Here is a 24,647-nt window from a genome sequence, read left to right as displayed (position 1 = left end):
TGGAGAAGGAAGGCAATTATTTAGTATGCCGAAAAAGTATTTTCAAAACTGCCTAATTTTAGTACAATAATATATAACGAAATTTTTCCGCTCAACCGACATGATGAAATGAGGATGAAGGCAAGTTGAATACGAGATCAATGATTTTCACACTTTATGGTGATTATATTTCACATTATGGAAGCAAAATTTGGATCGGCAGTCTTATAAAGCTTTTAAGTGAATTTGGGCACAATGACCAGTCCGTCAGAGCGGCTATTTCAAGGATGAATAAGCAGGGTTGGGTAAGTGCAGAAAAGATCGGCAATAAAAGCTATTATTCCTTAACGCCAAGAGGCCAGAAAAGGATTGAGGAAGCGGCTAAGCGTATTTTTAAATTAAAGCCTGAGGAGTGGGATGGCGAGTGGCGCATCCTTATGTATACCATCCCGGAGGAAATACGCAATGTGAGGGATGAATTGCGCAAGGAGCTTGTATGGAGCGGTTTTGGATCCATGTCCAGCAGCTGCTGGATCTCTGCTAATAATCTTGAGAAACAAGTATTTGATTTGATTGAGAAATATGATATTGCCAACTATGTTGATTTCTTTATTGCCCGTTATGCAGGACCGCATAAAAATATCGAAATTGTAGAAAAGAGCTGGAACCTGACAGAAATCAACGAAAGATACCAGGAGTTTATTTCTCAATACAGCCAGAAATATATCATTGATAAAAATAAGATTCTGAAGGGAAATATGACTGATGCAGAATGTTTCGTAGAAAGAACGAAGCTTGTGCATGAATACCGGAAGTTCCTATTTGTGGACCCTGGTCTGCCTGAAGAGCTTCTGCCTGATAAGTGGCTGGGCAGTCATGCTGCTGCCTTATTCAGTGAATATTATAAAGAACTGGCAGAACCCGCATCCAGATTCTTTGAAAGTGTTTTTAAAGAAGGAAATGAACTGAAAAACAGAGATGCTGATTATGACGCATTAAATCACCCCTATATGGTAGAGTGATAAAGAGCCATCTTGCTGCAGACAAGCAGGATGGCTCAATTATTTTCGCAAACAAAGGAATCGAATCTATTTCCATCAGTAAATATTAAAGCTTTCCTCGCAGTATCATTATATAAATCTAACGTAAAAGATCTATCGGCACCTCAAACGTTTTCCACAAAAATATAATCCAGATGAACCCGATTCCCACTGCTGCTAACGGCCGATTATGATGAATCCTAAGAATAATAAACATGAAAACATTAAAAAAGAACGACCATTGAATGGACCAGCCATTTAAATGCTCAATGAGGTTCAAATAGTAAAGATTGATAAATTCAATTGAGGTATATAGAAACACCCATAGCAAAATCCATCCAGCCTGCTTGAGGAGTCCAGCCGGATAACGGCCGATGAAAATTAGAATAGTTACCGGATACACGATTGCCATAATCATGAGATTAATGATCGGGTGTCCAATAAGGATATTTTCTGCAAATATGGTCTCTTTATATTGCCACATTGGGTAATTGCGAAAAAGAAAGTTTTTTAACAAATCACCTCCAATAAAAAAAAGTATAGTCGGGTAGTATTCACGCCAGTTTCTCCAATCCCCCCATTTCAGTCCCGCCAATAAAAAGAAAAAATTATAAAATAAATGCATCATATCCCTCTTTCAATACGAATCCCAAAAATAAAACATCGCATTAATGAATAAATATATGTTTCCTAAACAATATTATTTTTATGATACATTTCTTGATGATAGTTAATTAATCGCGAGAATCCATTCAAATAAGGTGATTTTATGGTTCTGCCTGCAGCTCTTGTAATTGCATTTTATACACTAAGTTTCTTTTTCTTTATAGAAAAAAAGCTTTCCTTTATGCAAAACTCTCTGGTTCTTATGCTAATTTCCATTGCAGCCCGAAATTACACAACCATACTTGCCCTTCAATTAAAGTGGATTCATATAACAGAAGACTCTATTTTATTTATTGTCTTTTTGATTCATCGTGAAATTATTGGCCCCTTTCTAGTTCTAATGTTTATTAATTTATATTGGAAAACTCAATCTGGCGTAAAAAGGGTAAGTGTCTTCTCCATATTCTTAATCTGTCTTCTTGGAATGGATCTTTTCAGCTTGATGTCCGGTGTAATTACATTTTTAGACTGGAATTTAATTAAAGCAGGCATAGGAAATTTGGCCTTTTTGATTGCCGGGCTCGGATTGTCCAGGGGGATAATGTATCTAAAGCAGGAGCCTACTAAATTTGGAAAAGGTATATGAAAGAGCTTTTGACGCAAATGAATGGTTTGTATTAGCAAATTTACTGATATCGCTAATTCTTATATGGAAACTGCCCAAAAAATTATCTGGCTTGGAAACGGCAGTTCATTTCACCATCGGCGTATTTATCGGGATGTTCTTCGATCATACCATTAGTATCAGGCCGTGGGATTTATATGATGTAAATGATACATCGAATTATCAAATCATTGATCTTTTGAGCTATATTTTGTACGGGCCATACAGTTATTTTTTTGTTTATTTATATGTGAAACTAAATCTAAATGGATATAAGAATATCCTGTATGTCACCCTCTGGTCTATTCTTGCTGTACTGATTGAATGGTTCACTGTTAAGCTCGGCATATTTCATTATGAAAAAGGCTATCAGATGGCCTGGTCTTTTCCTATTTATGCATTTGTTCAAACCCTGCAAATCATGTTTTATAAAATTTCACTAAAAATGGAAAAGCGTACTGAATAGAGGTCTGTCTGCAAAACAGCGATATGCATGTAACGGTCATTTTAACTTGAGGCATAGCTGCACCTTCATTGTTAAGTATATGTGTTCCTAATTGTCAAACTATTAAAATTAGTATAACATTATTTTAACGAAGGAGGAATTTTATTGAATAGATTAACAGACATATTAAATATTAAATATCCAATTATTCAGGGCGGCATGGGGAATATAAGCAATGCCATTTTAACAGCGGCCGTTTCGGAAGCCGGCGGGCTGGGCACGATCGGAGCAGGAACAATGCTTCCTGAGGATGTTGAAAGAATAATTGAGGAAACTAAGAGTTTAACAGATAAGCCATTTGCTGTTAACGTTGCATTAAGTGTCTCCCCATATGTAAAGGAAATTCTTTCTCTTGTCATTAAGCATAAGGTTCCTGCAGTTTCCCTTTCGGCCGGAAACCCTGCTCCTTTTATTCCAAAGCTTCATGAGAATGGGGTGAAGGTCATAACTGTTGCTGCTTCCGTAAGACAGGCGATGAAAGCAGAGGCAGCAGGAGCTGATATCATTGCGGCGGAAGGGTATGAGGCAGCAGGAATCAATAGTGCTCTTGAAACGACTACACTCGTATTGATTCCTCAAATAATAGGCAATGTCGCAGTCCCGGTAGTGGCAGCAGGAGGAATCGGCGATGGCAAAGGGCTTGCTGCCATGCTTGCACTGGGGGCGAGCGGTGTTCAAATGGGCACCAGATTCATAGCAACCAAAGAAGCGCCATTTCATCCGGAATATAAAAAGAAAATCATTGAAGCATCTGATCATGAAACCCTTATAGTGGGACGTTCAGTAGGCAGAATTCGAAGAGTTCTTTCCACCGGTTATGCCAATAAATTATTAGGTTACGAAAAACAAGGGATTTCTATTGATGAGTTTAATAAACTCACTTCTGAAGACTATCATAAAATTGGAGCGATAAATGGAAACGGTGACGAAGGTTTTATGAACAGCGGCCAGATAGCCGGCCTGATTTCCGATCTGCCAAGCGTAAAGGAGCTCTTGGATAAGATGATAGAGGATGCTGATCTTCAGCTCCAAAAGGCTAATAAGCTATTAAACTAGCAAGCAGGTTTTAAACACCTGCTTGCTTTTTTATAAAGATGATTTATTAAAATATATCAAATTTTTAGAATATTATTGACACTCTCGGGTTCCGGGTGATAATATAACGTTGTATTTACGATATCTAAAGTAAATATCATATAAATGGTAAAAACCATTTATTTACTTCAACATGTAAGCGTATACATAAGGTGTGTAAGCTATCAGCAAGCTGATAGTTAAATAAAGTAGTATAGGGGGTCATATAATGAAAAAATCGTTGAAAGCTTTTTCTTTATTAATGGCTGCAGGCATGCTTGTTTTGAGCGGCTGCGGACAGGAGAAATCCAGTGGTTCTTCTTCAGAAGGTAATGAAAAGAAGCAGCAGTACACAATTGGCATTACACAATTTGTCGAGCATCCTTCCCTGGATGCAGCGACAGAGGGATTTAAAAAAGCTTTGGAAGATGAGGGATTTAAAGAAGGCGATAATGTAAAATTTGATTTCCAAAATGCTCAGGCGGATATGAACAATACCCAGACGATCGCTAATAATTTTGTCGGTGATAAAGTAGATATGATTTTTGCAAATGCTACTCCAAGTGCTGTTAGTGCTCTTAATGCGACTAAAGATATTCCAATTCTCTTTACATCTGTTACAGATCCTGTTGGAGCCGGTCTTGTTGAATCATTTGATCAGCCTGGAGACAATATTACAGGCACAACAGATAACCACCCGGAAGGAACGGCAAAAACGATTGATTTTATGATTGATGAAGCGGGTGTTAAAAATATTGGCATCATCTACAATTCCGGAGAGCAAAATTCCGAGGTTCAGGTTAAACAGGTGAAAGATCTTGCAGAACCAAAAGGAGCCAAGATTGTTGAAGCCTCTGTTTCAACCTCTGCAGAAGTAAAACAGGCTGCCGACTCCCTTGTTGGAAGGGTGGATGCCATCTATATCCCTACGGATAATACAGTTGTGTCTGCTTTGGAATCGGTTATCTCTGTCGCTGACAGCAAAAAAATTCCTTTATTCGTCGGTGAGCTTGATTCCATGAAACGCGGAGCTATAGCAGCCAGCGGATTCAACTACTTTGATCTTGGTTACCAGACAGGCAAAATGGCAGCTGAGATCTTAAAAGGAAACAAAAAGCCTTCTGAAATTCCGGTTGAGCTTCCTGGAAGCCTGAAACTGGTCATCAATAAAAAAGCAGCTGAAGCACAGGGACTGGAAGTAAAAGAGGAATGGGCTGATTTCGCAGAGTTCCATGAAGAGTAGGAAAATCCGCCGGCTGGAAATGCAAATATCCGGCCGGCTGCTTTTTAAGCTAAAACAAAATAAAGGGTGTGATTCTTAGTGTTTACAGCGATATTCGGTGCATTCGAGTCAGGGGTTATCTACGCAATTATGGCACTTGGAGTATATCTTTCGTTCAGGGTCCTGGACTTTCCGGATTTAACGGTCGATGGAAGCTTTGTGACTGGAGCAGCTGTAGCTGCAACCATGATTGTCAGCGGGGCTAATCCTTTTCTTGCTACGGTCACTGCATTATTTGCTGGTTTTATTGCCGGCTGCCTAACGGGTATTATTCATACTTTTGGAAAAATTAATGCTCTGTTATCTGGAATCCTGATGATGATTGCCCTGTATTCGATAAACCTTCGTATCATGGGTAAATCAAATGTTCCTCTCCTGAACACAGAAACAGCCATTACACATGTAAGAGATTTTTGGGATAAAACAGGAATCGATTCTTTTTTCAATTCTATTTTGTCCATGGTAGGGCTGGGCGACAGCCTCCCGAGAACATGGGGCATTATTCTCTTTATGCTGGTTGTCACATTGGCTATAAAATTTTTGACAGATCGCTTTCTTCAGACTGAGATTGGTTTAGCTTTAAGGGCTACTGGTGACAACAAGAGGATGATCCGCAGTCTTTCTGCCAATACCAACATGATGGTGATTTTGGGGCTTGGCCTTTCCAATGCAATGGTCGCTTTCTCAGGAGCACTGATTGCCCAGCAGGGCGGATTCGCCGATGTTGGTATGGGTATCGGAATGATTATTATCGGACTGGCTTCAGTTATTATCGGTGAAGCCTTGTTTGGAACAAAAACAATTGCCAGAACGACTTTAGCGGTCATTGGCGGAGCAATTATCTATCGTATCGTGGTTACTATGGCGCTAAGGGTAGAGTTCCTTGAGCCGGGTGATATGAAGCTGATTACAGCAACTATCGTCATCCTTGCATTAATAATGCCGAAGATTATTGACCGCACGAAGGAGAAGAAACGGAAAGCTAAAAGACTGGCAGGAAGCATGAACATAAGTGAATTGCCATCAGGCAGAAAGGGTGAGACTGGTGCTGCAATTAAATCAGATTCATAAAGTCTTCAATGAAGGGACACCAGATGAAAAGATTGCACTTGATACGATCAATCTAACATTGAATGAGGGAGACTTTGTCACAGTCATCGGAAGTAATGGGGCAGGGAAATCCACTTTAATGAATATTATTTCGGGCGTCATGATACCTGATGTGGGGTCTGTGTTTATCGACAGTCAAAATGTCACAGGCATGTCGGAATATAACCGGGCAAAGCTTATAGGCAGGGTTTTTCAGGATCCGATGGCTGGCACTGCCCCGTCCATGACAATTGAAGAAAATCTGGCCATGGCGTTTTCAAGGAATAAAACAAGAACATTACGAAAAGGTGTGACGAAAAAGCGCAGGGATTATTTCCGTGAAGTTCTTGAAAGCCTTCATCTTGGCCTTGAAGACCGTTTAAATGCTAAGGTCGGTTTATTATCAGGAGGAGAACGGCAGGCACTTTCATTATTAATGGCAACCTTCACAGAGCCTTCCATTCTTTTGCTGGATGAACATACAGCTGCCCTCGACCCGGCACGTGCAGAGCTTATTACAAATCTCACAAAAGAAATTGTTCAAAAGTATAATTTAACAACCTTAATGGTCACACATAATATGCAGCAGGCGCTGGATTTAGGAAACAGACTGATTATGATGGATAAAGGCCAGATTATACTTGAAGTAGATGATGGACAGAAACAGCATTTGACAATTGAACAGCTGTTGAATGAATTTCAGCGAATCCGCGGAACAAAAATGGCAAGTGATCGTGCACTGCTTTCTTAAAATAATAAAAAGGATTAGCCAATTTGCCGGTTAATCCTTTTTACATGGATCAAATCAAAAGAATTTTTAAAGTTTTTACAATTTATTGACTATTCATTTAACGTAATGGTATCATATCGTTAAATAAACGTCATACATATTTATAATCAAAAAGGGAGGGGTGTTATGAAACCTGGGCTGCAAATTGGGAACCAGGCAGTTATCCGTGCAGTGGTCTCACCTGAAATGTTCGCACAATTTGAAGGAGAGGTCATTCATCCTGTCTATTCCACTGTAACCATGATCTATCACATGGAGTGGGCCTCCCGACTCCTGATCACCCCCTATTTGGATGAGGAAGAAGAAGGGATGGGTGGAGCTGTTTCTGCCAGGCATTTATCTCCGTCACCTGAAGGATCCTCCATTGTTATAACAGCTACCGTATCCAAGCTGGAAGGAAATTCAGTTTACTCAACTGTATCCGTCCATAATGGAGAAAACCTTGCTGGCGAAGGTGAAGTCAAACAGGTGATTCTGAAGAAAAGCAGGATTGCACAGTTGTTAAAGAAAGATTAAAAGAATAGCAGTATCAGAGTTACAAAAAAGGGATTTTAATTAAATTATATTGTAAGCGCTACCATATATAAAGGGGAGAACGAAATGACAGATATGTTTCAAAAAATTAAAGACCATGAACAGGTCGTATTCTGCAACGATGAATCTACCGGACTAAAGGCAATCATTGCTATCCACAGCACAAGGCTGGGGCCGGCATTGGGAGGCTGCCGCATGTTTCCGTATAAAAGCGTTGATGATGCCCTTGAGGATGTCCTCCGATTATCAAAAGGCATGACCTATAAATGTGCGGCTAGTGATTGTGACTTCGGAGGCGGGAAGGCTGTCATTATCGGGGATCCATTAAAAGATAAAACACCTGAGCTGTTCCGTGCTTTTGGCCAATTTGTTGAATCATTGAACGGACGCTTCTATACAGGAACAGACATGGGTACTTCTACAGAGGATTTCGTTCATGCACTAAAGGAAACGAATTGCATTGTGGGGGTTGATGAGGTTTATGGGGGAAGCGGCGATTCTTCTGTACCAACAGCGCAGGGTGTTATTTACGGCCTCCAGGCAACAAATAAAGCACTGAGCGGAACAGACGACCTTTCAGGCAAGAGTTATGCCATTCAGGGACTTGGCAAAGTGGGGTATAAAGTCGCAGAAAGGCTGCTGGAGGAAGGGGCAGATTTATTTGTGACAGATATCAGCCAGCAGGCAATCGACCAGCTCCTCAGCAAGGCGAAAGAAATTGGTGCCGGTGTGAAGGTTTTATCCAGCAATGAGATATATGAGGCCGAGGCAGACTTTTTTGTTCCTTGTGCAATGGGAGGCATCATTAATGATGACACAATCGACTTGCTTAAAGTAAAAGCAATTGTAGGCTCTGCCAATAACCAGCTAATGGATATACGCCATGGCCAAATCCTAAAAGATAAGGGAATTTTATACGCACCTGATTATATTGTAAATGCAGGGGGATTAATCCAGGTCGCAGATGAATTATATACACCTAATAAAGAAAGGGTACTCCGCAAAACGAAAGCTATTTATAACTCTCTTCTGAACATCTACGAACATGCTGAAGCAAATGGAATTACAACAGTTGAAGCATCCAACCAATTCTGCGAGAGCCGCATTGAAGCACGCACACGCAGAAACAGCTTTTTCTCCCATATGAAACGCCCGAAGTGGGCAGTAAGAACCTAATTTTTTTGCTTGGATAACAATATTTGTACCGTATAAAAGTTATTAAAATAATTTACCAGCCAAAGGGTGAGAAGATGGAAAATCACTTTCCGATCAGGCGAATAATGAACGAAAATGGAACGATCATCAATTCTGATTATAAAGAAAAAGTAACTGAAAAGATCGTAAAAGAGTTTTATAGACATATGGTAAGAATCCGTACTTTTGACCGCAAAGCTATTTCACTTCAGCGGCAGGGCAGGATAGGCACATATGCTCCTTATGAAGGTCAGGAGGCTTCCCAGGTCGGAACTGCTGTTGCGCTGGGGGAGAGCGATTGGATGTTTCCTACCTATCGCGACCACGGAGCAGCTATGACCTTTGGCCACTCACTGCGAAACATCCTGTTGTTTTGGAACGGAAGAAATGAAGGGTGTGTGCCGCCTGACGGAAAGAAGATCTTCCCTCCAGGCATTCCGATTGCGACACAAATCCCTCATGCAGCAGGAGCTGCATTCGCAGAAAGGAAAAAAGGCACTGCCAATGCTGCTATTGCTTATTTTGGTGATGGTGCAACCTCAGAGGGAGATTTCCATGAAGGCTTAAATTTTGCCAGCGTATTTAAAGCTCCGGTTGTCTTTTTTAATCAGAACAATCAATACGCCATTTCTGTACCGCTTGAGAAGCAGATGAATACAAAAACGATTGCCCAGAAAGCCCTGGCATATGATATTCCAGGAGTCAGGATTGATGGGAATGATGTTTTCATGGTTTATTTTGAAACACTAAAAGCCTTAGAGCGGGCCCGTAAAGGTGAAGGGCCGACACTCATTGAAGCCATGACATGGAGATATGGTGCACACACTACTGCAGATGACCCATCCAAATACCGCGATCAATCGGAAAGCAATAGCAGAAGACAGGAGACTGACCCTATTTTAAGGCTGGAACGCTGGATGAAAAATGAAGGAATATTTGATGAGATTTGGCAAAAGGCAATAGAAGAGGAAGCAGCAGCTGAAATAGACAAAGCTGTAGATGAAATGGAGGATTTTCCTCCTGTAGATCCTGCTGTTATTTTTGACTATGTCTTTGCTGAGCCTACTTGGCAAATCAAGCAGCAAAAAGAAGAGTATCTGAAGCTGATTGGAGGCGGCCGTTAATGAAAACAGCAGTTGGAGCAAAAACCATGACATTAGTGCAAGCCATTACGGATGCTTTAGATACTATGCTGAATGAAAAGGAAGAGGTTTTGCTGCTGGGCGAGGATATCGGCAGGAACGGCGGAGTTTTCCGTGCAACCGATGGTCTCCAGGCTAAGTACGGCGAAGGCCGTGTTATCGATACGCCTTTAAGTGAAGCCGGTTTTGTCGGAGCGGGGATTGGAATGGCTGTGAATGGATTTTTACCGGTGATCGAAATTCAGTTTCTTGGCTTTATCTATCCTGCATATGAACAGATCATGACCCATGCTTCAAGGCTCCGGATGCGGACAATGGGACATTTTACTGTTCCGATGGTAATAAGGGCTCCATATGGAGCGGGGGTTAGGGCTCCGGAAATTCACTGTGATTCAACAGAAGCTATTTTCACTCACATGCCCGGCATCAAGGTCGTCTGCCCATCCAGCCCTTATGACGCCAAAGGACTGCTGATTGCTGCGATTGAAGACCCGGATCCAGTTCTGTTTCTTGAGCCGATGCGCTGCTATCGTTCGGCCAGAGAGGAAGTGCCTGAAGGGAAGTATACAGTTGAAATAGGAAAAGGCAAAAAACTCATGGATGGGGACGATGTAACGGTCATCACGTGGGGAGCCATGGTGCCAGAGGCTATGAAAGCGGCAAAGCAGATGAAAGAAAATAACGTACATTGTGATGTAATTGATTTAAGAACCCTATTTCCACTGGATAAAGACATGATTGCAGAATCTGTCCAAAAGACAGGGAGAACAGTTATTGTCCATGAAGCTCATGCCACCGGCGGAGTCGGAAATGATGTGCTTGCCATCATTAATGATACATCCTTTTTATATCAGAAAGCACCTGTTGAACGGGTTACTGGATTTGATGCGCCAGTTCCATACTTTGGTTTTGAGGACCATTACCTGCCAACTCCGGCAAGGATTCAGCAGGCAATAGAAAAAGTAATGAAGTTTTAGGAGGGGAAGCCGTGGAGGTGAAACTGCACGATATTGGTGAAGGAATGACGGAAGCAGATATTAATTGCTTTTTAGTTAAGCCGGGGGATGCAGTCAAAGCAGACGATCCGCTTGTTGAAGTACAGACTGATAAAATGACTGCTGAAATACCTGCCCCGAAAGCAGGCATTATTAAGGAATTTACAGTGCAGCCTGGCGATACGGTTAAAGTGGGTTCGACCATTTTAATTTTAGAATCTGCTGGTGAGGAAGGCGCTGAAAAAGAGAATGCTGTTTCTATTCCTGTTTACACACATTCGCCGCAGAAGCAAAACCATTCTTTTGTGGCATTCAAAGGAAATCGGGTTCTTGCTTCTCCTTTCACAAGAAAAATAGCGCGCGATAATGACATTGATATTGAGAAAATCATAGGAACAGGTCCTGCTGGCCGTATTTTAGATGAAGACATCTATCAATACATAGCTTCTCTTCAGACGAAGCCGGCCCATGATGAACAGGAACAAGCAACTTTGAATGAAAACATAAAAAGTCCCCCTGCTGAGAAAGAGATCATTCCGTTCAGGGGCAGACGGAAGCAGATTGCCAGGAAAATGGCACAATCACTCTTTACCATTCCCCATTGTACCCATTTTGAAGAAATCGATGTAACCGAGCTGATTGCTTTCAGAAAAGAGCTTAAGCTTCTAAACCTAAATATATCTGCTACAGCCTTTTTCCTGAAGGCTTTATCAATTTGCCTGAAGGAATTTCCTGTGTTTAATGCAGTGCTGCATGAAGAAAAGGAAGAAATACATTTGGCAGGTGAACATCATATCGGTATTGCGGTTGATACGGACGAAGGTCTAATCGTTCCGGTCATAAAGCATGTCGAAAATAAAACAATTAGAGAAATTCATGCAGAAATGAAAAATCTGACGGAAAAAGCAGTGGAGAATAAGCTTACTGTTAAAGAAATTTCTGAGGGGACTTTTACAATCAGCAATGTGGGGCCTCTTGGCGGAAGCTTTGGAGCAACTCCGATTATCCAGCATCCGCAAACCGCTTTGGTATCTTTCCATAAAACAAAAAAGATGCCTGTTGTGACCGATGATGACCAGATTGTCATTCGGTCAATGATGAATATATCAATGTCTTTTGATCATAGAGTTGCAGACGGGGCGACAGCTGTACGCTTTACAAACCGCTTTGCTGAATTGATTAAAAATCCGAAAATGCTTGTTCTGGAGATGGTATAAATGGTAGTTGGAGAACTGGCACATGAGCGTGATGTCATCGTAATCGGCGGCGGCCCCGGGGGCTATCATGCCGCAATCCGCGCTGCACAGCTGGGGCGAAATGTTACATTAGTTGAACAGGATCAGCTTGGCGGGATCTGTTTAAATAAAGGGTGCATACCTTCCAAGATTCTCACACAGTCTGCTGAAAAATTCACTTCATTCCAGGAAGGGGAAAATTGGGGGCTTGAAGGAGGAAATATTTCATTAAACTTAAACAAGCTCCAGGAATACAAGCAGAAGAAAATTAAGCAGCTCCGGGCAGGAATTGAAGCCCTCTGTCAAGCTAATAAAATAGAAGTTCTTAATGGTTCAGCCTTTTTTCTGTCAGAGGATAAGATTGGGATCGAAAAAGGAGACCAATTTGACGTTTTCCGATTTCAAAATGCCATCATTGCGACCGGCGGCAGACCGGAAAAACCTCTTTGGTTCAGAGAAATAAGTGAATTAGTATTCGATCAGCATTCCATTTCAAATTTGAGTGAAATACCCGATAAACTATTAATCTATGGCAATGATTACATTGCCCTCGAAATAGGTATGGCCTATCAGGCACTGGGATCTAAAGTGACTCTGATCCTCGAAGATGGAAAAGAGGATTTTGATTTTGATCAGTCCATTTGCCGGGAACTGAAGAGGATATTAAAAAAGAAAAAAATAGATATTGTAAGAAATTCGGATGTATTGGGACTTGAGCATAATGAAGGAATGTTAACAGTAACTTTTGAGAGTAAAGGAAAAAGAGAAACCATTTCAGGCACACATCTATTTGTTTCATCTTCCATTCGGCCAAACACTGACCAGCTGGGACTCTCCCGTATAGGGGTGGAGCAATGTGAAGCAGGGTTTATTAAGGTTGACCGTCAAAGCCGGACAACACAGAAACATATTTTCGCAGTCGGTGATGTAACAGAAGGTCCTGCACTTGCGGTAAAAGCTATTAAACAAGGAAAAACAGCCGCTGAAGCAATTGCGGGAATTAAATCGGAATCAGATTTTCACTTCATTCCGATTGCTGCACATACACAGCCTCCTATTGCGTGTGCGGGGTTAACGGAACAGGAAGCCATTAACATGGGCTATGACATTGAAATTGGTGTATCCTCATTATCTGCCAACGGATTCAGCACATTGAGCGGGAAAAAAGATGGATTTATAAAAGTGATCAGCTGCAGGAAAAAACAAGTTCTTCTGGGGATCCACATGGTAGGCTCCGGAGCAATAGAATTAATTTCAGCTGGAATTACTGCATTGGAAATGGGAGCAAGGGATGAAGATTTAATTTTCCCTAACTACCCGCATCCAAGTATAAATGAAGGCTTGCTGGAAGCTGTAGAAGCTTTAAAGAATTTGGCTGTTCACATACCGCCCCTAAGCAAAAAAACGCAAAAAATAAAAGTATAAATTCCTTTAATGCAGAAGTGCATTATAGCTTTAACTTGAACTCTTGAGAACATTTACACGTTTCCTATATGATGAATTCAAAATATTATTAATATTAAAACGGAGGGGTTAGCATGCAAAATGAAAAATTGTTGAAGGAACAGAAGGTAGCCGATTTCTTTCCTGTGAAGGAGGTAGATTATTTAGAAATCTATACAGGAAATGCAAAACAATCCTGCCATTATTTCTGCACAGCTTTCGGTTTTAAGCCAGTTGCTTATTCCGGTCTGGAAACCGGCAATAGAGAAACAGTCTCTTATGTCCTTCAGCAGAGAAAGATTCGCCTGGTGATCACAGGAACATTAAATGACAGTTCCAGAGTTTCAAATTTCATTCATAAGCATGGAGATGGTGTAAAAGATATAGCATTAACTGTTGATGATGTTGAAAAGGCATACAAAGCAGCGGTTGAAAGAGGTGCAATCGAAATACAGCCTCCAGCTGAGATAAAAGACGAACACGGCACGGTCAAAAAGGCAGTTATTGGTACATATGGAGATACCATTCATACACTTGTTGAACGGAATGATTATAAAGGGGTATTCATGCCTGGCTTTGAGCCTTATCAAACTGAAGTTCCATTTGAGGATGCAGGTTTTATCGGCGTCGACCATGTTGTTGGAAATGTAGAGAGAATGGAGGAATGGGTGAATTATTATGCAAATGTAATGGGCTTTAAGGAAATGAAGCACTTTACAGATAAAGACATTACAACAGAATATTCCGCTCTGATGTCCAAGGTTATGCATAATGGAGGCAGAATTAAGTTCCCAATTAACGAGCCTGCAGAAGGGAAGCGCAAATCCCAGATTGAAGAATACCTTGAATACTACAACGGGGCTGGAGTACAGCATCTGGCCATTCTGACAGAAGATATTGTCAGCACTGTCAGCATCCTTCGCAAAAATGGGGTAGAGTTCTTAAGCACTCCAGATTCTTATTATGAAATGCTTTCTGAGCGCGTAGGGAAAATTGATGAAGAGATCGACAAATTGAAGGAATTAAATATTCTCGTTGACCGCGATGACGAAGGCTATCTGCTTCAAATTTTCACAAAACCAATCGTAGACCGTCCGACCTTATTCATTGAAATCATTCAGCGTAAAGGTGCCAGAGGGTTTGGTGAAGGCAACTTTAAAGCACTCTTTGAATCTATTGAACGTGAGCAGGAAAGACGGGGGAATTTATAACTTTTCAGCTTAAAAGGGAGAAAGCATTTCTCCCTTTTTTAATAAATTTTAGAAGGAGGCAGACCAGATGGCTAGAATCCAGACAAAAAGCGCTGTGGAAAAGATTGTTTCTTATCCGCTTGGCAGCTCGCCGGAAGAGATCAAAGAAAAGTACAATTTAATGGCTGTCCGGAAAATGTCTGATAATGAAAATGTGTATGGCTGTTCACCCGAAGTCAGGAACAGCATCAGCAAAGCGATGAACAGTCTTTACTTATACCCGGATGGCACTGTTTCCCTCCTCAAACGCAAGCTGGCCGGATTCTATAATATAAGTGAAGATAACTTTCTGGTCAGCAATGGTTCAGAAGAGATCATCCGATTATTGACTAGAGCATACATAAGTGCTGGAGATGAAGCTGTCATGGCTCAGAATACATTTCCACGATATGAAACAAACGTCCTTATTGAAGGAGGCAGTGCGATAACAGTACCGCTGCAAAATGGAACACATAACTTAAGAGCCATGTATGAGAAGATGAATGAAAAAACAAAGATGGTGTTTATCTGCAATCCCAACAATCCTACAGGAACCATAGTCGGAAAAACAGAACTGCTGCAATTCATTGATAAAGTTCCTTCAAACATCCTGATTATTCTTGATGAAGCATACTATGAATATGTGAATTCCGAGGATTATCCTGACTCTATTCCGCTTCTTGCACAGAGGCCTAACTTAATCATCCTAAGGACTTTCTCCAAAATCTATGGTCTTGCAGGACTCCGTGTCGGCTATGGAATCATGCATCGGGAGATCGTGAATGACCTTCATAAGGTAAAAGATGTATTTAATGTCAACCACCTGGCACAGGCAGCGGCTTCTGCAGCACTAAATGATCAGGACTTTATAAAGGATTGTGCACAAAAAAATGCCGAAGAGATGAAATTTGTGTGCCAAAAACTAACTGAATTACATGTCGGCTATTTTCCTTCCCAAACTAATTTTATGTATATTTTCAGCCAGCTTCCTATTGCAGACAACTTGATTGCAAATGGCTTGGTTGTCCGGAAAATGAAGCTTGACGGCTATCTTGATGCTTTTCGGATGACGTTAGGAACAAGGGAAGATAATGAAGCGGCATTGGCTGTGATAAACAAACTTCTGAATGAAAAGGCGGTGTAGGGCATATGGAATTAAATCCACAGAGTCTCGAGTGGAAAGACGCATATAAGCTGATGGTTGGCTCAATTCTGCCGCGTCCCATTGCGTTTGTTACCACTATGGACACAGATGGAAATGTTAATGCAGCTCCATTCAGCTTTTTTACAGCCATATGTGCAGATCCGATGCTGATTTGCTTTTCACCTATGCGAAAAGGGACAGATGGCTCTAAGAAAGATACGCTTGCTAATATTGAAGCCACTAAGGAATTCGTTATTAACATCGTCAGTGAAGACTTTACTGAAAAGATGAATATTTGTGCAGCGGATTATCCGGCTGGTATAGACGAACTGGACGCAGCGGGTCTCGAAAAAGAAAAAAGTGCCTCTGTTAAGCCTCCTAGGGTTAAAGAATCAAAAGTCCACTTAGAATGCAGTCTCTATCAGGTACTTCACTTTGGAGAACAACCCGGTTCAGGAAGTCTGGTAATTGGAAAAGTGGAGCATGTGCATGTTGCTGAAGAGCTTTACGAAAATGGAAGGATTAATTCCGAAAAGCTGAAGCCTGTTGGCCGGATGGCAGGACATATCTATACGAGGCCAATGACTGATGTATTTGAATTGATCCGAAAAACGGACCCAAGGTGATGCTATGAAATTCATAACCTTTCGAAAACCGGATGGATCTATAAGAGCGGGCTGGCTGAAGAATGAGGAGTATGCTGTTGATATGCATGAAGCGACCAATGGTGTTCTGCCCAAAACAATGCTGGCATTCCTTGAGAATCATGAGTTTTTTATGGAGTACCTATCTTCCAGCAAAAAACTGAAGAACACGGATAAAGGGGTATATCCTTTATCCGAAGTGAACTTAATGGCTCCACTGCCAAATCCAAAAAGCTTTCGGGATTTCTATGCTTTTGAAGAACACGTGAAAACGGCAAGAGATAACCGCGGACTTGATATGATACCCGAATGGTATGAAATACCCGTCTTTTATTTTTCAAATCATCTGAGCATTAAGGGTCCAAATGAAGAAATTTCGCGTCCCAAGCATTGTGAATGGCTTGATTACGAGCTCGAAATTGCCTGTATTATCGGCAAAGAAGGAAAGGATATTAAAGCTGCCGAAGCGGATGATTATATATTTGGGTATTGCATCCTGAATGATTGGAGTGCAAGAGATATTCAGCGAAAAGAAATGAAGGTAGGTCTTGGCCCTGCCAAAGGGAAGGATTTTGCCACTTCTGTCGGGCCATATATCGTTACAAAGGATGAGCTTGAGAATTTCCGTGTTGAAAATGGCTATGATTTGCTGATGACAGCAAAAGTCAACGGAACTCTTCTTTCAGAAGGGAATATGCAGGATATCTACTATTCCTTTTACGAAATGCTTGAGCGGGCTTCAGATGGTGTAACACTCTGCCCAGGTGAAATGATAGGCTCCGGGACTGTTGGCAGCGGCTGCATCCTTGAGCTGGGCACCGATGTGCACCGCTGGCTTAAGCCTGGAGATGAGGTTGAGCTTGAGATTGGCAATCTCGGAATATTAAAAAATCGGATCGCAAATGAGTGAGGTGGAAATATGTTTTATCGTCAAATGGGGAAAATCCCGCACAAACGCCATACAACCTTCAAAAAATCGGATGGAACTCTATTCAGGGAACAGGTAATGGGAACAAAAGGTTTTTCCGGCACCCAATCCATTCTTTATCATCACTATATGCCGACAGAAGTAGCACGAACTGAACTGATCGGAAAATATGTTCCAGAGTATGAAGATCAGGGGAGCTTAAAGCATAGGCATTTGTTTACAGATCAAATTGAAAAGAAAGGGGATGCACTTTCAGCAAGGGAATATCTGCTCGGGAATGATGACCTTTTAATAGGCACCATAAATATTACTGAGCCCATGAAAAGCTTTTACCGGAATGGCGATGGAGATGAGATGCTCTACATTCACTATGGAACCGGAAAAGTTGAGACCATGTTCGGAACTTTATCCTATCGTCCTGGAGACTATGTCATTATTCCGATTGGCACTATTTACCGCGTAATTCCGGATAAAGAGCAGATGACTAAAGTGCTCCTTGTTGAGTCTTTCAGCCAGATTACAACACCAAGAAGATACCGGAATGAGTATGGGCAGCTGCTTGAACATAGTCCATTTTGCGAACGGGATATCAGGGGACCGGAAACACTGGAAACATATGATCAAAAAGGAGAATATGAAGTTATCACGAAAACCAGGGGATATTTGCATTCTCATATTCTGAATCATCACCCGCTTGATGTGGAGGGCTGGGACGGCTATCTTTATCCGTGGGTCTTTAATATAGAAGATTTTGAACCGATTACCGGAAGGGTGCATCAGCCTCCGCCGGTCCATCAGACATTTGAAGGCCATAACTTTGTTGTGTGTTCCTTTGTTCCCAGATTATATGACTATCATCCAGAGGCCATCCCTGCCCCTTACTATCACAGCAATGTCAACAGTGATGAACTGCTGTACTATGTGGAAGGCAATTTCATGAGCAGGAAGGGGATTAGAGAAGGCTCCATCACCCTTCATCCAAGCGGGATTCCACATGGCCCTCACCCTGGAAAAACAGAAGCCAGCATAGGGAAAAAGGAAACTCTTGAGCTTGCTGTTATGATTGATACATTCAAGCCGTTAAAGCTGGTGAAACACGCTAAGCTAATAGAAGATGAGAAGTACATGTTTACTTGGGTGGATTAGAAAAAAAGCACTTTCCTTTCGGAGAGTGCTTTTTTAACTTGCGTTCTGCCAAATAATGGCTAGAGTTCCCTCGCCGGCATGTGCAGCGATCGTTGAACTAATATCACCAATGAAAATATCGAGGCGCGGAAAATGGGACTTTATTTCTTCGGCCAGCTCCTCCGCATTTGCAGGCACATTCCCATGCATGATTTGAACCTGGGGGATTGTGTGGTTTTCATATGAATTCCCAAGCAATTCTATCATTCTTTTGATTGCTTTTTTTTCTGAACGGACTTTATCAAACAGTTCAAACTCCCCATCCCGGTTAATGCGGATAATTGGCTTTATTTTTAATATGCTTCCCAGCAGGTATTGTGTGCCTGACATTCTGCCGCCCTTATAAAATTGCTCAAGGCTTCCAAGCAATATATAATTCTCGGATTTCTCTGTCTCACTTTGCAGGATATCTGCAATTTTATGCGCCGGCATATCATTTTCAGCAAGCTTTAATCCTTTATTGATCAATGTTGTAATAGCATAAGACATACATTTAGAATCGACTGTGAAAATAGGAAACTCTGCCAGCTCTGCTCCGGCTATACAGCTATTTAGCGTGCCGCTAAGCTTGCTGGATACATGAACAGCAACTGCAGCATCATATTCCGGCTTCAATGATTCAAATAGTTCCGCAAATTTTCCGGCGGAGGGCTGTGAAGTTTTAGGAACTTCTTTTTCATTGCGAATCCGGCTATACAGCTGATCTGTATTTAAATCAATACCATCTTCATAGGATTCCTCACCGAATGTAATAGTTAGAGGAACCACATAAACGTCAGGATGTCCCAGCATCTCCTTAGTAACATAGGCTGTGCTGTCTGTAATCCAGGCAATTTTCTTTTTTATCATAAATGTTTTAAGTCCTTTGTCAATTATTTTGGAATAAATTGAACCGCTTCCATTATTGAAAACTCCCCTCATTATACACGAATAGACCATTACCTGTATTGCTTTTTAGTGATCCATTTATAGGAAATATCCTGTGTATGTCAATTAGAAGTATATATGGAGCACTTGAAGGCAAATAAGAATCTTTTGTGAACAATGAATGTAATGATAAAAAGTATCTTAAAATGAAAAAATCCCCTGCGTGGCAGGGGAGAGTCCTTAATCTTTATTAAAAAACTTTCGTAGTCCAATCCTCACAATTCCAAATATCGGTCGCAATTTCACGATAGAAATCAGGTTCGTGGGAAACCATCAGGATACTTCCGCGGTATGCCTTTAAAGCACGCTTTAATTCTTCTTTTGCATCCACATCCAAGTGATTGGTAGGTTCGTCCAGAATTAATAAATTCGTTTCTGTGTTTAATATTTTACACAATCGAACCTTCGCTTTTTCGCCACCAGAAAGGACTTCGACTTTACTTTCAATATGTTTCGTCGTTAATCCGCATTTTGCAAGAGCAGCACGAACTTCAGCCTGATTCATACTTGGGAACTCGCTCCAGATCTCTTCAATACAAGTGTTATAGTTGGACTGTTTAACTTCCTGTTCGAAGTAACCGATGTGTTGATACTCACCGCGTTCCACTATACCCGAAATTGGATTAATCAAGCCAAGAATACTTTTTAACAGAGTAGATTTACCAATACCGTTAGCACCCACAAATGCAATTTTTTGTCCGCGTTCCATTTTCAAATTAAGAGGGCGGGAAAGTGGTTCATTGTAACCAATAACAAGATCTTCAGTCGTGAAAATCCAGCGGCTGGCTGCACGAGCTTCTTTGAAAATAAACTCTGGTTTCGGCTTCTCTCTCCCCAATTCAATAATTTCCATTTTGTCGAGCTTCTTTTGACGGGACATCGCCATATTGCGAGTCGCAACACTTGCCTTGTTGCGGGCAACGAAATCCTTTAAATCGGCAATTTCTTGTTGTTGCCGCTTGTATGCAGATTCCAGCTGCTGCTTTTTCATTTCATATACTTTTAAGAAGTTATCATAGTCACCAACATAGCGATTCAACTCCTGGTTTTCCATGTGATAGATCAAGTTAACAACACTGTTCAGGAATGGAATATCATGTGAAATCAAAATAAATGCATTCTCATATTCCTGTAAATAGCGCTTCAGCCATTCGATATGCTGTTCATCCAAATAGTTTGTAGGCTCGTCCAGTAATAGGATTTCAGGCTTTTCCAGCAAAAGCTTAGCCAGCAAAACTTTGGTACGCTGCCCACCGCTAAGGTCATCTATATCTCTATCAAGTCCAACTTCGTCTAATCCCAGGCCACGGGCAACTTCCTCAACTTTTGAATTAATTTGATAGAAATCATTACTATCTAAAGTTTCTTGCAGCTCTCCAACTTCTGCAAGTAATGCATCGATATCAGCACCTTCATCACCCATTTTTGCATAAAGTTCATTGATCTCTGTTTCAGCATCAAAAAGATATTGAAAAGCAGTACTTAAAGCTTCACGCATCGTAGTGCCTTTTTTGAGTACAGCATGCTGATCTAAGTAACCAACACGAACTTTTCGTGACCACTCAACTTTCCCCTCGTCGGGCTGCAGCTTCCCGGTAACTATATTCATGAAAGTAGACTTACCCTCACCATTTGCCCCTACTAGCCCAACGTGTTCACCTTTTAAAAGCCGAAAAGACACATCATTGAAAATCGCACGATCACCGAAACCGTGACTTAAGTTTTGTACGTTTAATACGCTCATTTTTTTACCCCTTCTCTAATATTCCATGTGGATATCTTACTAGATTTAAACTGTTTTTTCTATCTAAAGTTATTTCCTGTGAAAAATGCAATTCAATTATTGGGATAAAATGAATTCTGCCCTTATTTAATTATAGGCTCTTTTAAAACTGATGGTTAATTTTATAGCATTGAAAAATAGGCGGGAAGTAATATTGGGAGATCAGCAAATAGGGGGTCACATTAACACTTCAACCGGAAAAAAGGTGCCAATTAGGTTATTGGCACCTTTTACTATTTCTAATGGTTCACTTGACTCCCTGCGGAACTGCCAGGCCAAGGCCTTTAGCAATACGTGTACCGTAATCAGGATCCGCTTTAAAGAAATGCTGAATCTGGCGCAGTTTAATTTCTTCTTTTTCTACAGGCTTCATGGCAGCAACAATGTTTGCCACAAGACGGGAGCGTTCCTCTTCACTCATTAAGCGGTATAGATCACCGGCTTGTGTGTAGTGGTCATTATGGTCATACGCAACGCTTTCGGCTAAACCGGATACAGGGTATGCAGCCTGTTTGTGCTCCTGTACTTCAGTTGGTCCCCCAAAGCTGTTCGGCTCGTAATAAACAGATCCTCCGCCATTGTTGTCAAAGCGCATCTGGCCGTCACGCTGATAGTTTTGCACTTCGTTTTTAGGGCGGTTGATTGGCAGCATCTGATGGTTTGCCCCTACACGGTAACGGTGTGCATCATGGTAGGCAAACAGGCGGCCCTGGAGCATTTTATCAGGTGACACATCAATGCCAGGTACTAGAGTTCCGGGAGAGAAGGTAGCCTGCTCAACTTCAGCAAAGTAGTTTTCCGGATTTCTATTGAGAACCATACGTCCTACTTCGATTAATGGGTAATCTTTTTGTGACCACACTTTCGTGACATCGAATGGGTCGAAACGGTAAGTATTTGCATCCTCAAGCGGCATGATTTGCACGCAAAGCTTCCAGGAAGGATAGTCTCCATTCTCAATTGCATTGAATAAGTCCTCTGTATGGTAATCCGGATTTTCGCCCGCCATTTTAGCTGCAGCTTCTACGCTGAGGTTTTTAACACCTTGCTCTGTTTTAAAGTGATATTTCACCCAGACGCCTTCGCCTTTATCATTAACCCACTTGAAGGTATGACTTCCAAATCCATGCATATGTCTTAGTGTTGCAGGAATTCCCCGGTCAGACATTAAGATGGTTACCTGGTGCAGCGACTCAGGGGATAATGACCAGAAGTCCCAGACGGCAGTCGGATTTTTCAAATGAGTCTTAGGATCACGCTTCTGTGTATGAATAAAGTCAGGGAACTTGATTGCATCCCGGATAAAGAATACAGGCGTGTTGTTTCCTACAAGATCGTAGTTTCCTTCTTCTGTATAGAACTTAACAGCAAAGCCGCGCGGATCGCGTACAGTATCTGCAGAACCAAGTTCGCCGGCTACAGTTGAAAAACGGATGAATAAAGGCGTTCTTTTGCCTACTTCAGACAGAAATGCGGCTTTTGTATATTTAGTGAGGTCATTTGTAACTTCAAAATAGCCATGTGCACCCGCACCTTTTGCATGAACAACACGCTCAGGCACACGTTCTCTATTAAAATGGGCGAGCTTTTCCAGCAAGTGTACATCCTGGATCAAGGTTGGCCCTCTTGAGCCGGCAGTCATTGAATTTTGGTTGTCGCCAACTGGGGCTCCCCAGCTTGTAGTGAGATTGTTCTTTTTTGTCATTCTATAATCACCTCATAAAAGTTTAATAACTTGCTTATGTTTGTAATGATAACACTTCTCAAAGTAAAATCAATACTTTTTTATAATTATTATAAATAAATATAAATTATTAAGAGAAACATCTTATAAAAAGAGCAGGCAAATGCTTATTTTAAAAGGGCATTAGTATATTTATATTTCCGTTTTTACCTAAAAGAACTTGTTTTTTGAAAGGGGAAGGAGTAGGAGTAGGAGTAGGAAGGATCTCTAATATAAAAAATCGGGCGGTTTGGCAACCGCCCGATTTATTAGCTAATATTCTCTCTTATGATCGGCATGCTCATGCATCTTGGGCCGCCGCGACCTCTTGAAAGTTCCGAGCTGAGAATTTCAATGACTTCAACTCCATTTTGCCGGAGTATGTCGTTTGAAACATAGTTTCTGTCGTAAGTGACAACTACACCGGGAGCAATGGCGAGTGTATTGGAGCCATCGTTCCACTGTTCGCGTGCCGATGCAATCGGGCAGCCTCCTCCGCAGGGGATTAACACTAATTCATTAAGATGAAGCACTTCTTTCAATGTTTCTTTCAGCGAGTTTTTCTCTGTAATCTTAAGAGTATCAGAATTATTCTCCTGTTCCAGTATGTAAATCTTCATACTGCCATCTCTATCTTCAATAGCAGGATGGTAGGTGAATTTATCATGATCAATCATAGTGAAAACGGTATCCAGGTGCATGAATGCGCGGATTTTAGGGATTTCAACTGCCACAACCTTTTTAATGGCATCCTGACGGGAGAATAACTCTCGTGCAAGTTTTTCAATTCCTTGTGCAGAGGTTCTTGCACTGACGCCAATAGCAACCACTTCATCACTTAAAATCAGTTCATCTCCACCTTCAAGAGAGTAGAGATCATCACGCTTAAAGTAAGCAGGGATTTCATGTTTATTAAAACGCGGATGATGATTCATGATGCAGTCCATAAAAATGGATTCTCTTCTCCTTGCAGGCTCATGCATTCGATTAATCGTTATGCCTTCACCGATAACCGCAGCCGGATCCCGGGTAAAATAAAGGTTAGGCATAGGGTCGAGATAAAAAGGATAATGATCCGGCATCATTTCATGAAGATGAATTTTCTTATCCTGATCAATATCCGATTTAACGACACCAGCCATCACTTTCTTAACCAGTTCATCGGGAGGAAGAGCTAAAAGATACTCTTTCACTGTATCGTAGGAACCATTGATATTTGATTGACTTTCCCGTAAGACCTTTTCAATAAAAGCCAGTCTGGCCTCGTCCTGCTGTATGGCTTCTGTCATCAATTTATCGAGATATAAGACCTCAATTCCGCGGTTGCTTAATATATTGGCGAAATAATCATGTTCTTTTTGAATGGCAGGCAGAAAAGGAATGTCATCGAATAAAAGTCTTTTCAAATATTGAGGCGTAAGATTTTCAATTTCTTTACCCGGTCTATGCATAAGGACCGTCTTTAATTCTCCTATTTCCGAAGTTACATTTAGCGGATGTTTCATTATAATA

General features: G+C 41.3%; 23 protein-coding genes. 18 read left to right on the top strand and 5 right to left on the bottom strand.

Translation table 11 applies throughout. The features are described 5' to 3' along the window. The first annotated feature begins 125 nt into the window (after positions 1 to 125). Positions 126 to 1,001, top strand: a complete 876-nt coding sequence (gene paaX / locus CE058_RS06190) for a phenylacetic acid degradation operon negative regulatory protein PaaX (RefSeq protein ID WP_163141247.1) — start codon at positions 126 to 128, stop codon at positions 999 to 1,001. 118 nt (positions 1,002 to 1,119) lie between these two features. Here the strand turns inward: paaX and CE058_RS06185 are convergent, their stop codons facing one another. Next, positions 1,120 to 1,644, bottom strand: a complete 525-nt coding sequence (locus CE058_RS06185; protein ID WP_163141244.1) for a CBO0543 family protein — start codon at positions 1,642 to 1,644, stop codon at positions 1,120 to 1,122. Positions 1,645 to 1,788: 144 nt separating this feature from the next. On the opposite strand from CE058_RS06185, the gene CE058_RS06180 reads away from it, so the two are divergent. The 17 genes from CE058_RS06180 (at position 1,789) to CE058_RS06100 (ending at position 18,663) form a co-directional block, all read left to right on the top strand. Beyond that, positions 1,789 to 2,271, top strand: coding sequence for a hypothetical protein (locus CE058_RS06180; protein ID WP_163141241.1), 483 nt, complete (start codon positions 1,789 to 1,791; stop codon positions 2,269 to 2,271). Next, positions 2,255 to 2,755, top strand: a complete 501-nt coding sequence (locus tag CE058_RS06175) for a hypothetical protein (protein WP_048010140.1) — start codon at positions 2,255 to 2,257, stop codon at positions 2,753 to 2,755. The genes CE058_RS06180 and CE058_RS06175 overlap by 17 nt, the downstream gene beginning before the upstream one ends. Positions 2,756 to 2,899: 144 nt before the next feature. Beyond that, positions 2,900 to 3,850 carry an NAD(P)H-dependent flavin oxidoreductase gene (locus CE058_RS06170; RefSeq protein WP_048010139.1) on the top strand — a complete coding sequence of 317 codons (951 nt, stop codon included), beginning with the start codon at positions 2,900 to 2,902 and terminating at the stop codon, positions 3,848 to 3,850. Positions 3,851 to 4,097: 247 nt separating this feature from the next. After that, positions 4,098 to 5,111 carry an ABC transporter substrate-binding protein gene (locus CE058_RS06165; protein WP_163141238.1) on the top strand — a complete coding sequence of 338 codons (1,014 nt, stop codon included), beginning with the start codon at positions 4,098 to 4,100 and terminating at the stop codon, positions 5,109 to 5,111. Positions 5,112 to 5,189: 78 nt separating this feature from the next. After that, positions 5,190 to 6,221: an ABC transporter permease gene (locus tag CE058_RS06160; protein ID WP_048010137.1), complete on the top strand. Its 1,032-nt coding sequence runs from the start codon at positions 5,190 to 5,192 to the stop codon at positions 6,219 to 6,221. Then, complete coding sequence (locus CE058_RS06155; protein ID WP_163141235.1) at positions 6,196 to 6,990, top strand: ABC transporter ATP-binding protein; 795 nt, start codon at positions 6,196 to 6,198, stop codon at positions 6,988 to 6,990. Before CE058_RS06160 ends, CE058_RS06155 begins: the two co-directional genes overlap by 26 nt. Before the next feature lie 165 nt (positions 6,991 to 7,155). Next, positions 7,156 to 7,545 (top strand): thioesterase family protein, encoded by a 390-nt coding sequence (locus CE058_RS06150; RefSeq protein WP_048010135.1) that lies wholly within the window; start codon positions 7,156 to 7,158, stop codon positions 7,543 to 7,545. An 84-nt stretch (positions 7,546 to 7,629) separates the two neighbouring features. Then, positions 7,630 to 8,739, top strand: coding sequence for a Leu/Phe/Val dehydrogenase (locus CE058_RS06145; RefSeq protein ID WP_048010134.1), 1,110 nt, complete (start codon positions 7,630 to 7,632; stop codon positions 8,737 to 8,739). 74 nt (positions 8,740 to 8,813) lie between these two features. Then, a complete protein-coding gene (gene pdhA, locus CE058_RS06140) occupies positions 8,814 to 9,881 on the top strand; it encodes a pyruvate dehydrogenase (acetyl-transferring) E1 component subunit alpha (protein WP_163141232.1) in 1,068 nt (355 codons plus the stop codon). Further along, on the top strand, positions 9,881 to 10,876 hold the full coding sequence (locus CE058_RS06135) for an alpha-ketoacid dehydrogenase subunit beta (protein ID WP_163141229.1): 996 nt from the start codon (positions 9,881 to 9,883) through the stop codon (positions 10,874 to 10,876). The genes pdhA and CE058_RS06135 overlap by 1 nt, the downstream gene beginning before the upstream one ends. 11 nt (positions 10,877 to 10,887) lie before the next feature. Beyond that, the gene (locus CE058_RS06130; RefSeq protein WP_163141226.1) at positions 10,888 to 12,111 is read left to right on the top strand and encodes a dihydrolipoamide acetyltransferase family protein; all 1,224 of its coding nucleotides are present in this window, start codon (positions 10,888 to 10,890) and stop codon (positions 12,109 to 12,111) included. After that, positions 12,112 to 13,554: a dihydrolipoyl dehydrogenase gene (lpdA, locus tag CE058_RS06125; RefSeq protein ID WP_163141223.1), complete on the top strand. Its 1,443-nt coding sequence runs from the start codon at positions 12,112 to 12,114 to the stop codon at positions 13,552 to 13,554. It begins immediately after the preceding gene. 113 nt (positions 13,555 to 13,667) lie between these two features. Further along, the gene (hppD, locus tag CE058_RS06120) at positions 13,668 to 14,783 is read left to right on the top strand and encodes a 4-hydroxyphenylpyruvate dioxygenase (RefSeq protein WP_163141220.1); all 1,116 of its coding nucleotides are present in this window, start codon (positions 13,668 to 13,670) and stop codon (positions 14,781 to 14,783) included. 67 nt (positions 14,784 to 14,850) lie between these two features. Next, positions 14,851 to 15,945, top strand: a complete 1,095-nt coding sequence (hisC, locus tag CE058_RS06115; protein ID WP_163141217.1) for a histidinol-phosphate transaminase — start codon at positions 14,851 to 14,853, stop codon at positions 15,943 to 15,945. A gap of 5 nt (positions 15,946 to 15,950) precedes the next feature. Continuing rightward, entirely contained in the window at positions 15,951 to 16,571 is a 621-nt protein-coding gene (locus CE058_RS06110) for a flavin reductase family protein (protein WP_163141215.1), read from the top strand. A gap of 4 nt (positions 16,572 to 16,575) precedes the next feature. Then, positions 16,576 to 17,499 carry a fumarylacetoacetate hydrolase family protein gene (locus CE058_RS06105; protein WP_163141212.1) on the top strand — a complete coding sequence of 308 codons (924 nt, stop codon included), beginning with the start codon at positions 16,576 to 16,578 and terminating at the stop codon, positions 17,497 to 17,499. 9 nt (positions 17,500 to 17,508) lie between these two features. Continuing rightward, complete coding sequence (locus tag CE058_RS06100; protein WP_163141209.1) at positions 17,509 to 18,663, top strand: homogentisate 1,2-dioxygenase; 1,155 nt, start codon at positions 17,509 to 17,511, stop codon at positions 18,661 to 18,663. Between the two features lie 33 nt (positions 18,664 to 18,696). Here CE058_RS06100 and CE058_RS06095 read toward each other — a convergent pair whose 3' ends face one another. The 4 genes from CE058_RS06095 to arcA form a co-directional block, all read right to left on the bottom strand. Then, a complete protein-coding gene (locus CE058_RS06095; RefSeq protein WP_163141206.1) occupies positions 18,697 to 19,551 on the bottom strand; it encodes a DegV family protein in 855 nt (284 codons plus the stop codon). A gap of 268 nt (positions 19,552 to 19,819) precedes the next feature. Continuing rightward, entirely contained in the window at positions 19,820 to 21,373 is a 1,554-nt protein-coding gene (locus tag CE058_RS06090; RefSeq protein ID WP_163141203.1) for an ABC-F family ATP-binding cassette domain-containing protein, read from the bottom strand. Between the two features lie 286 nt (positions 21,374 to 21,659). Beyond that, on the bottom strand, positions 21,660 to 23,117 hold the full coding sequence (gene katA, locus CE058_RS06085; protein WP_163141200.1) for a catalase KatA: 1,458 nt from the start codon (positions 23,115 to 23,117) through the stop codon (positions 21,660 to 21,662). A gap of 287 nt (positions 23,118 to 23,404) precedes the next feature. After that, positions 23,405 to 24,640: an arginine deiminase gene (gene arcA / locus CE058_RS06080; protein ID WP_163141197.1), complete on the bottom strand. Its 1,236-nt coding sequence runs from the start codon at positions 24,638 to 24,640 to the stop codon at positions 23,405 to 23,407. Positions 24,641 to 24,647 lie beyond the last annotated feature (7 nt).

Origin of the sequence: Bacillus sp. 22-7 (genome assembly GCF_010628845.1) — a bacterium.
In the GTDB taxonomy this organism is placed as follows: domain Bacteria; phylum Bacillota; class Bacilli; order Bacillales; family Cytobacillaceae; genus Cytobacillus; species Cytobacillus firmus_B.
This window is presented reverse-complemented; position numbering and strand designations above follow the sequence as displayed.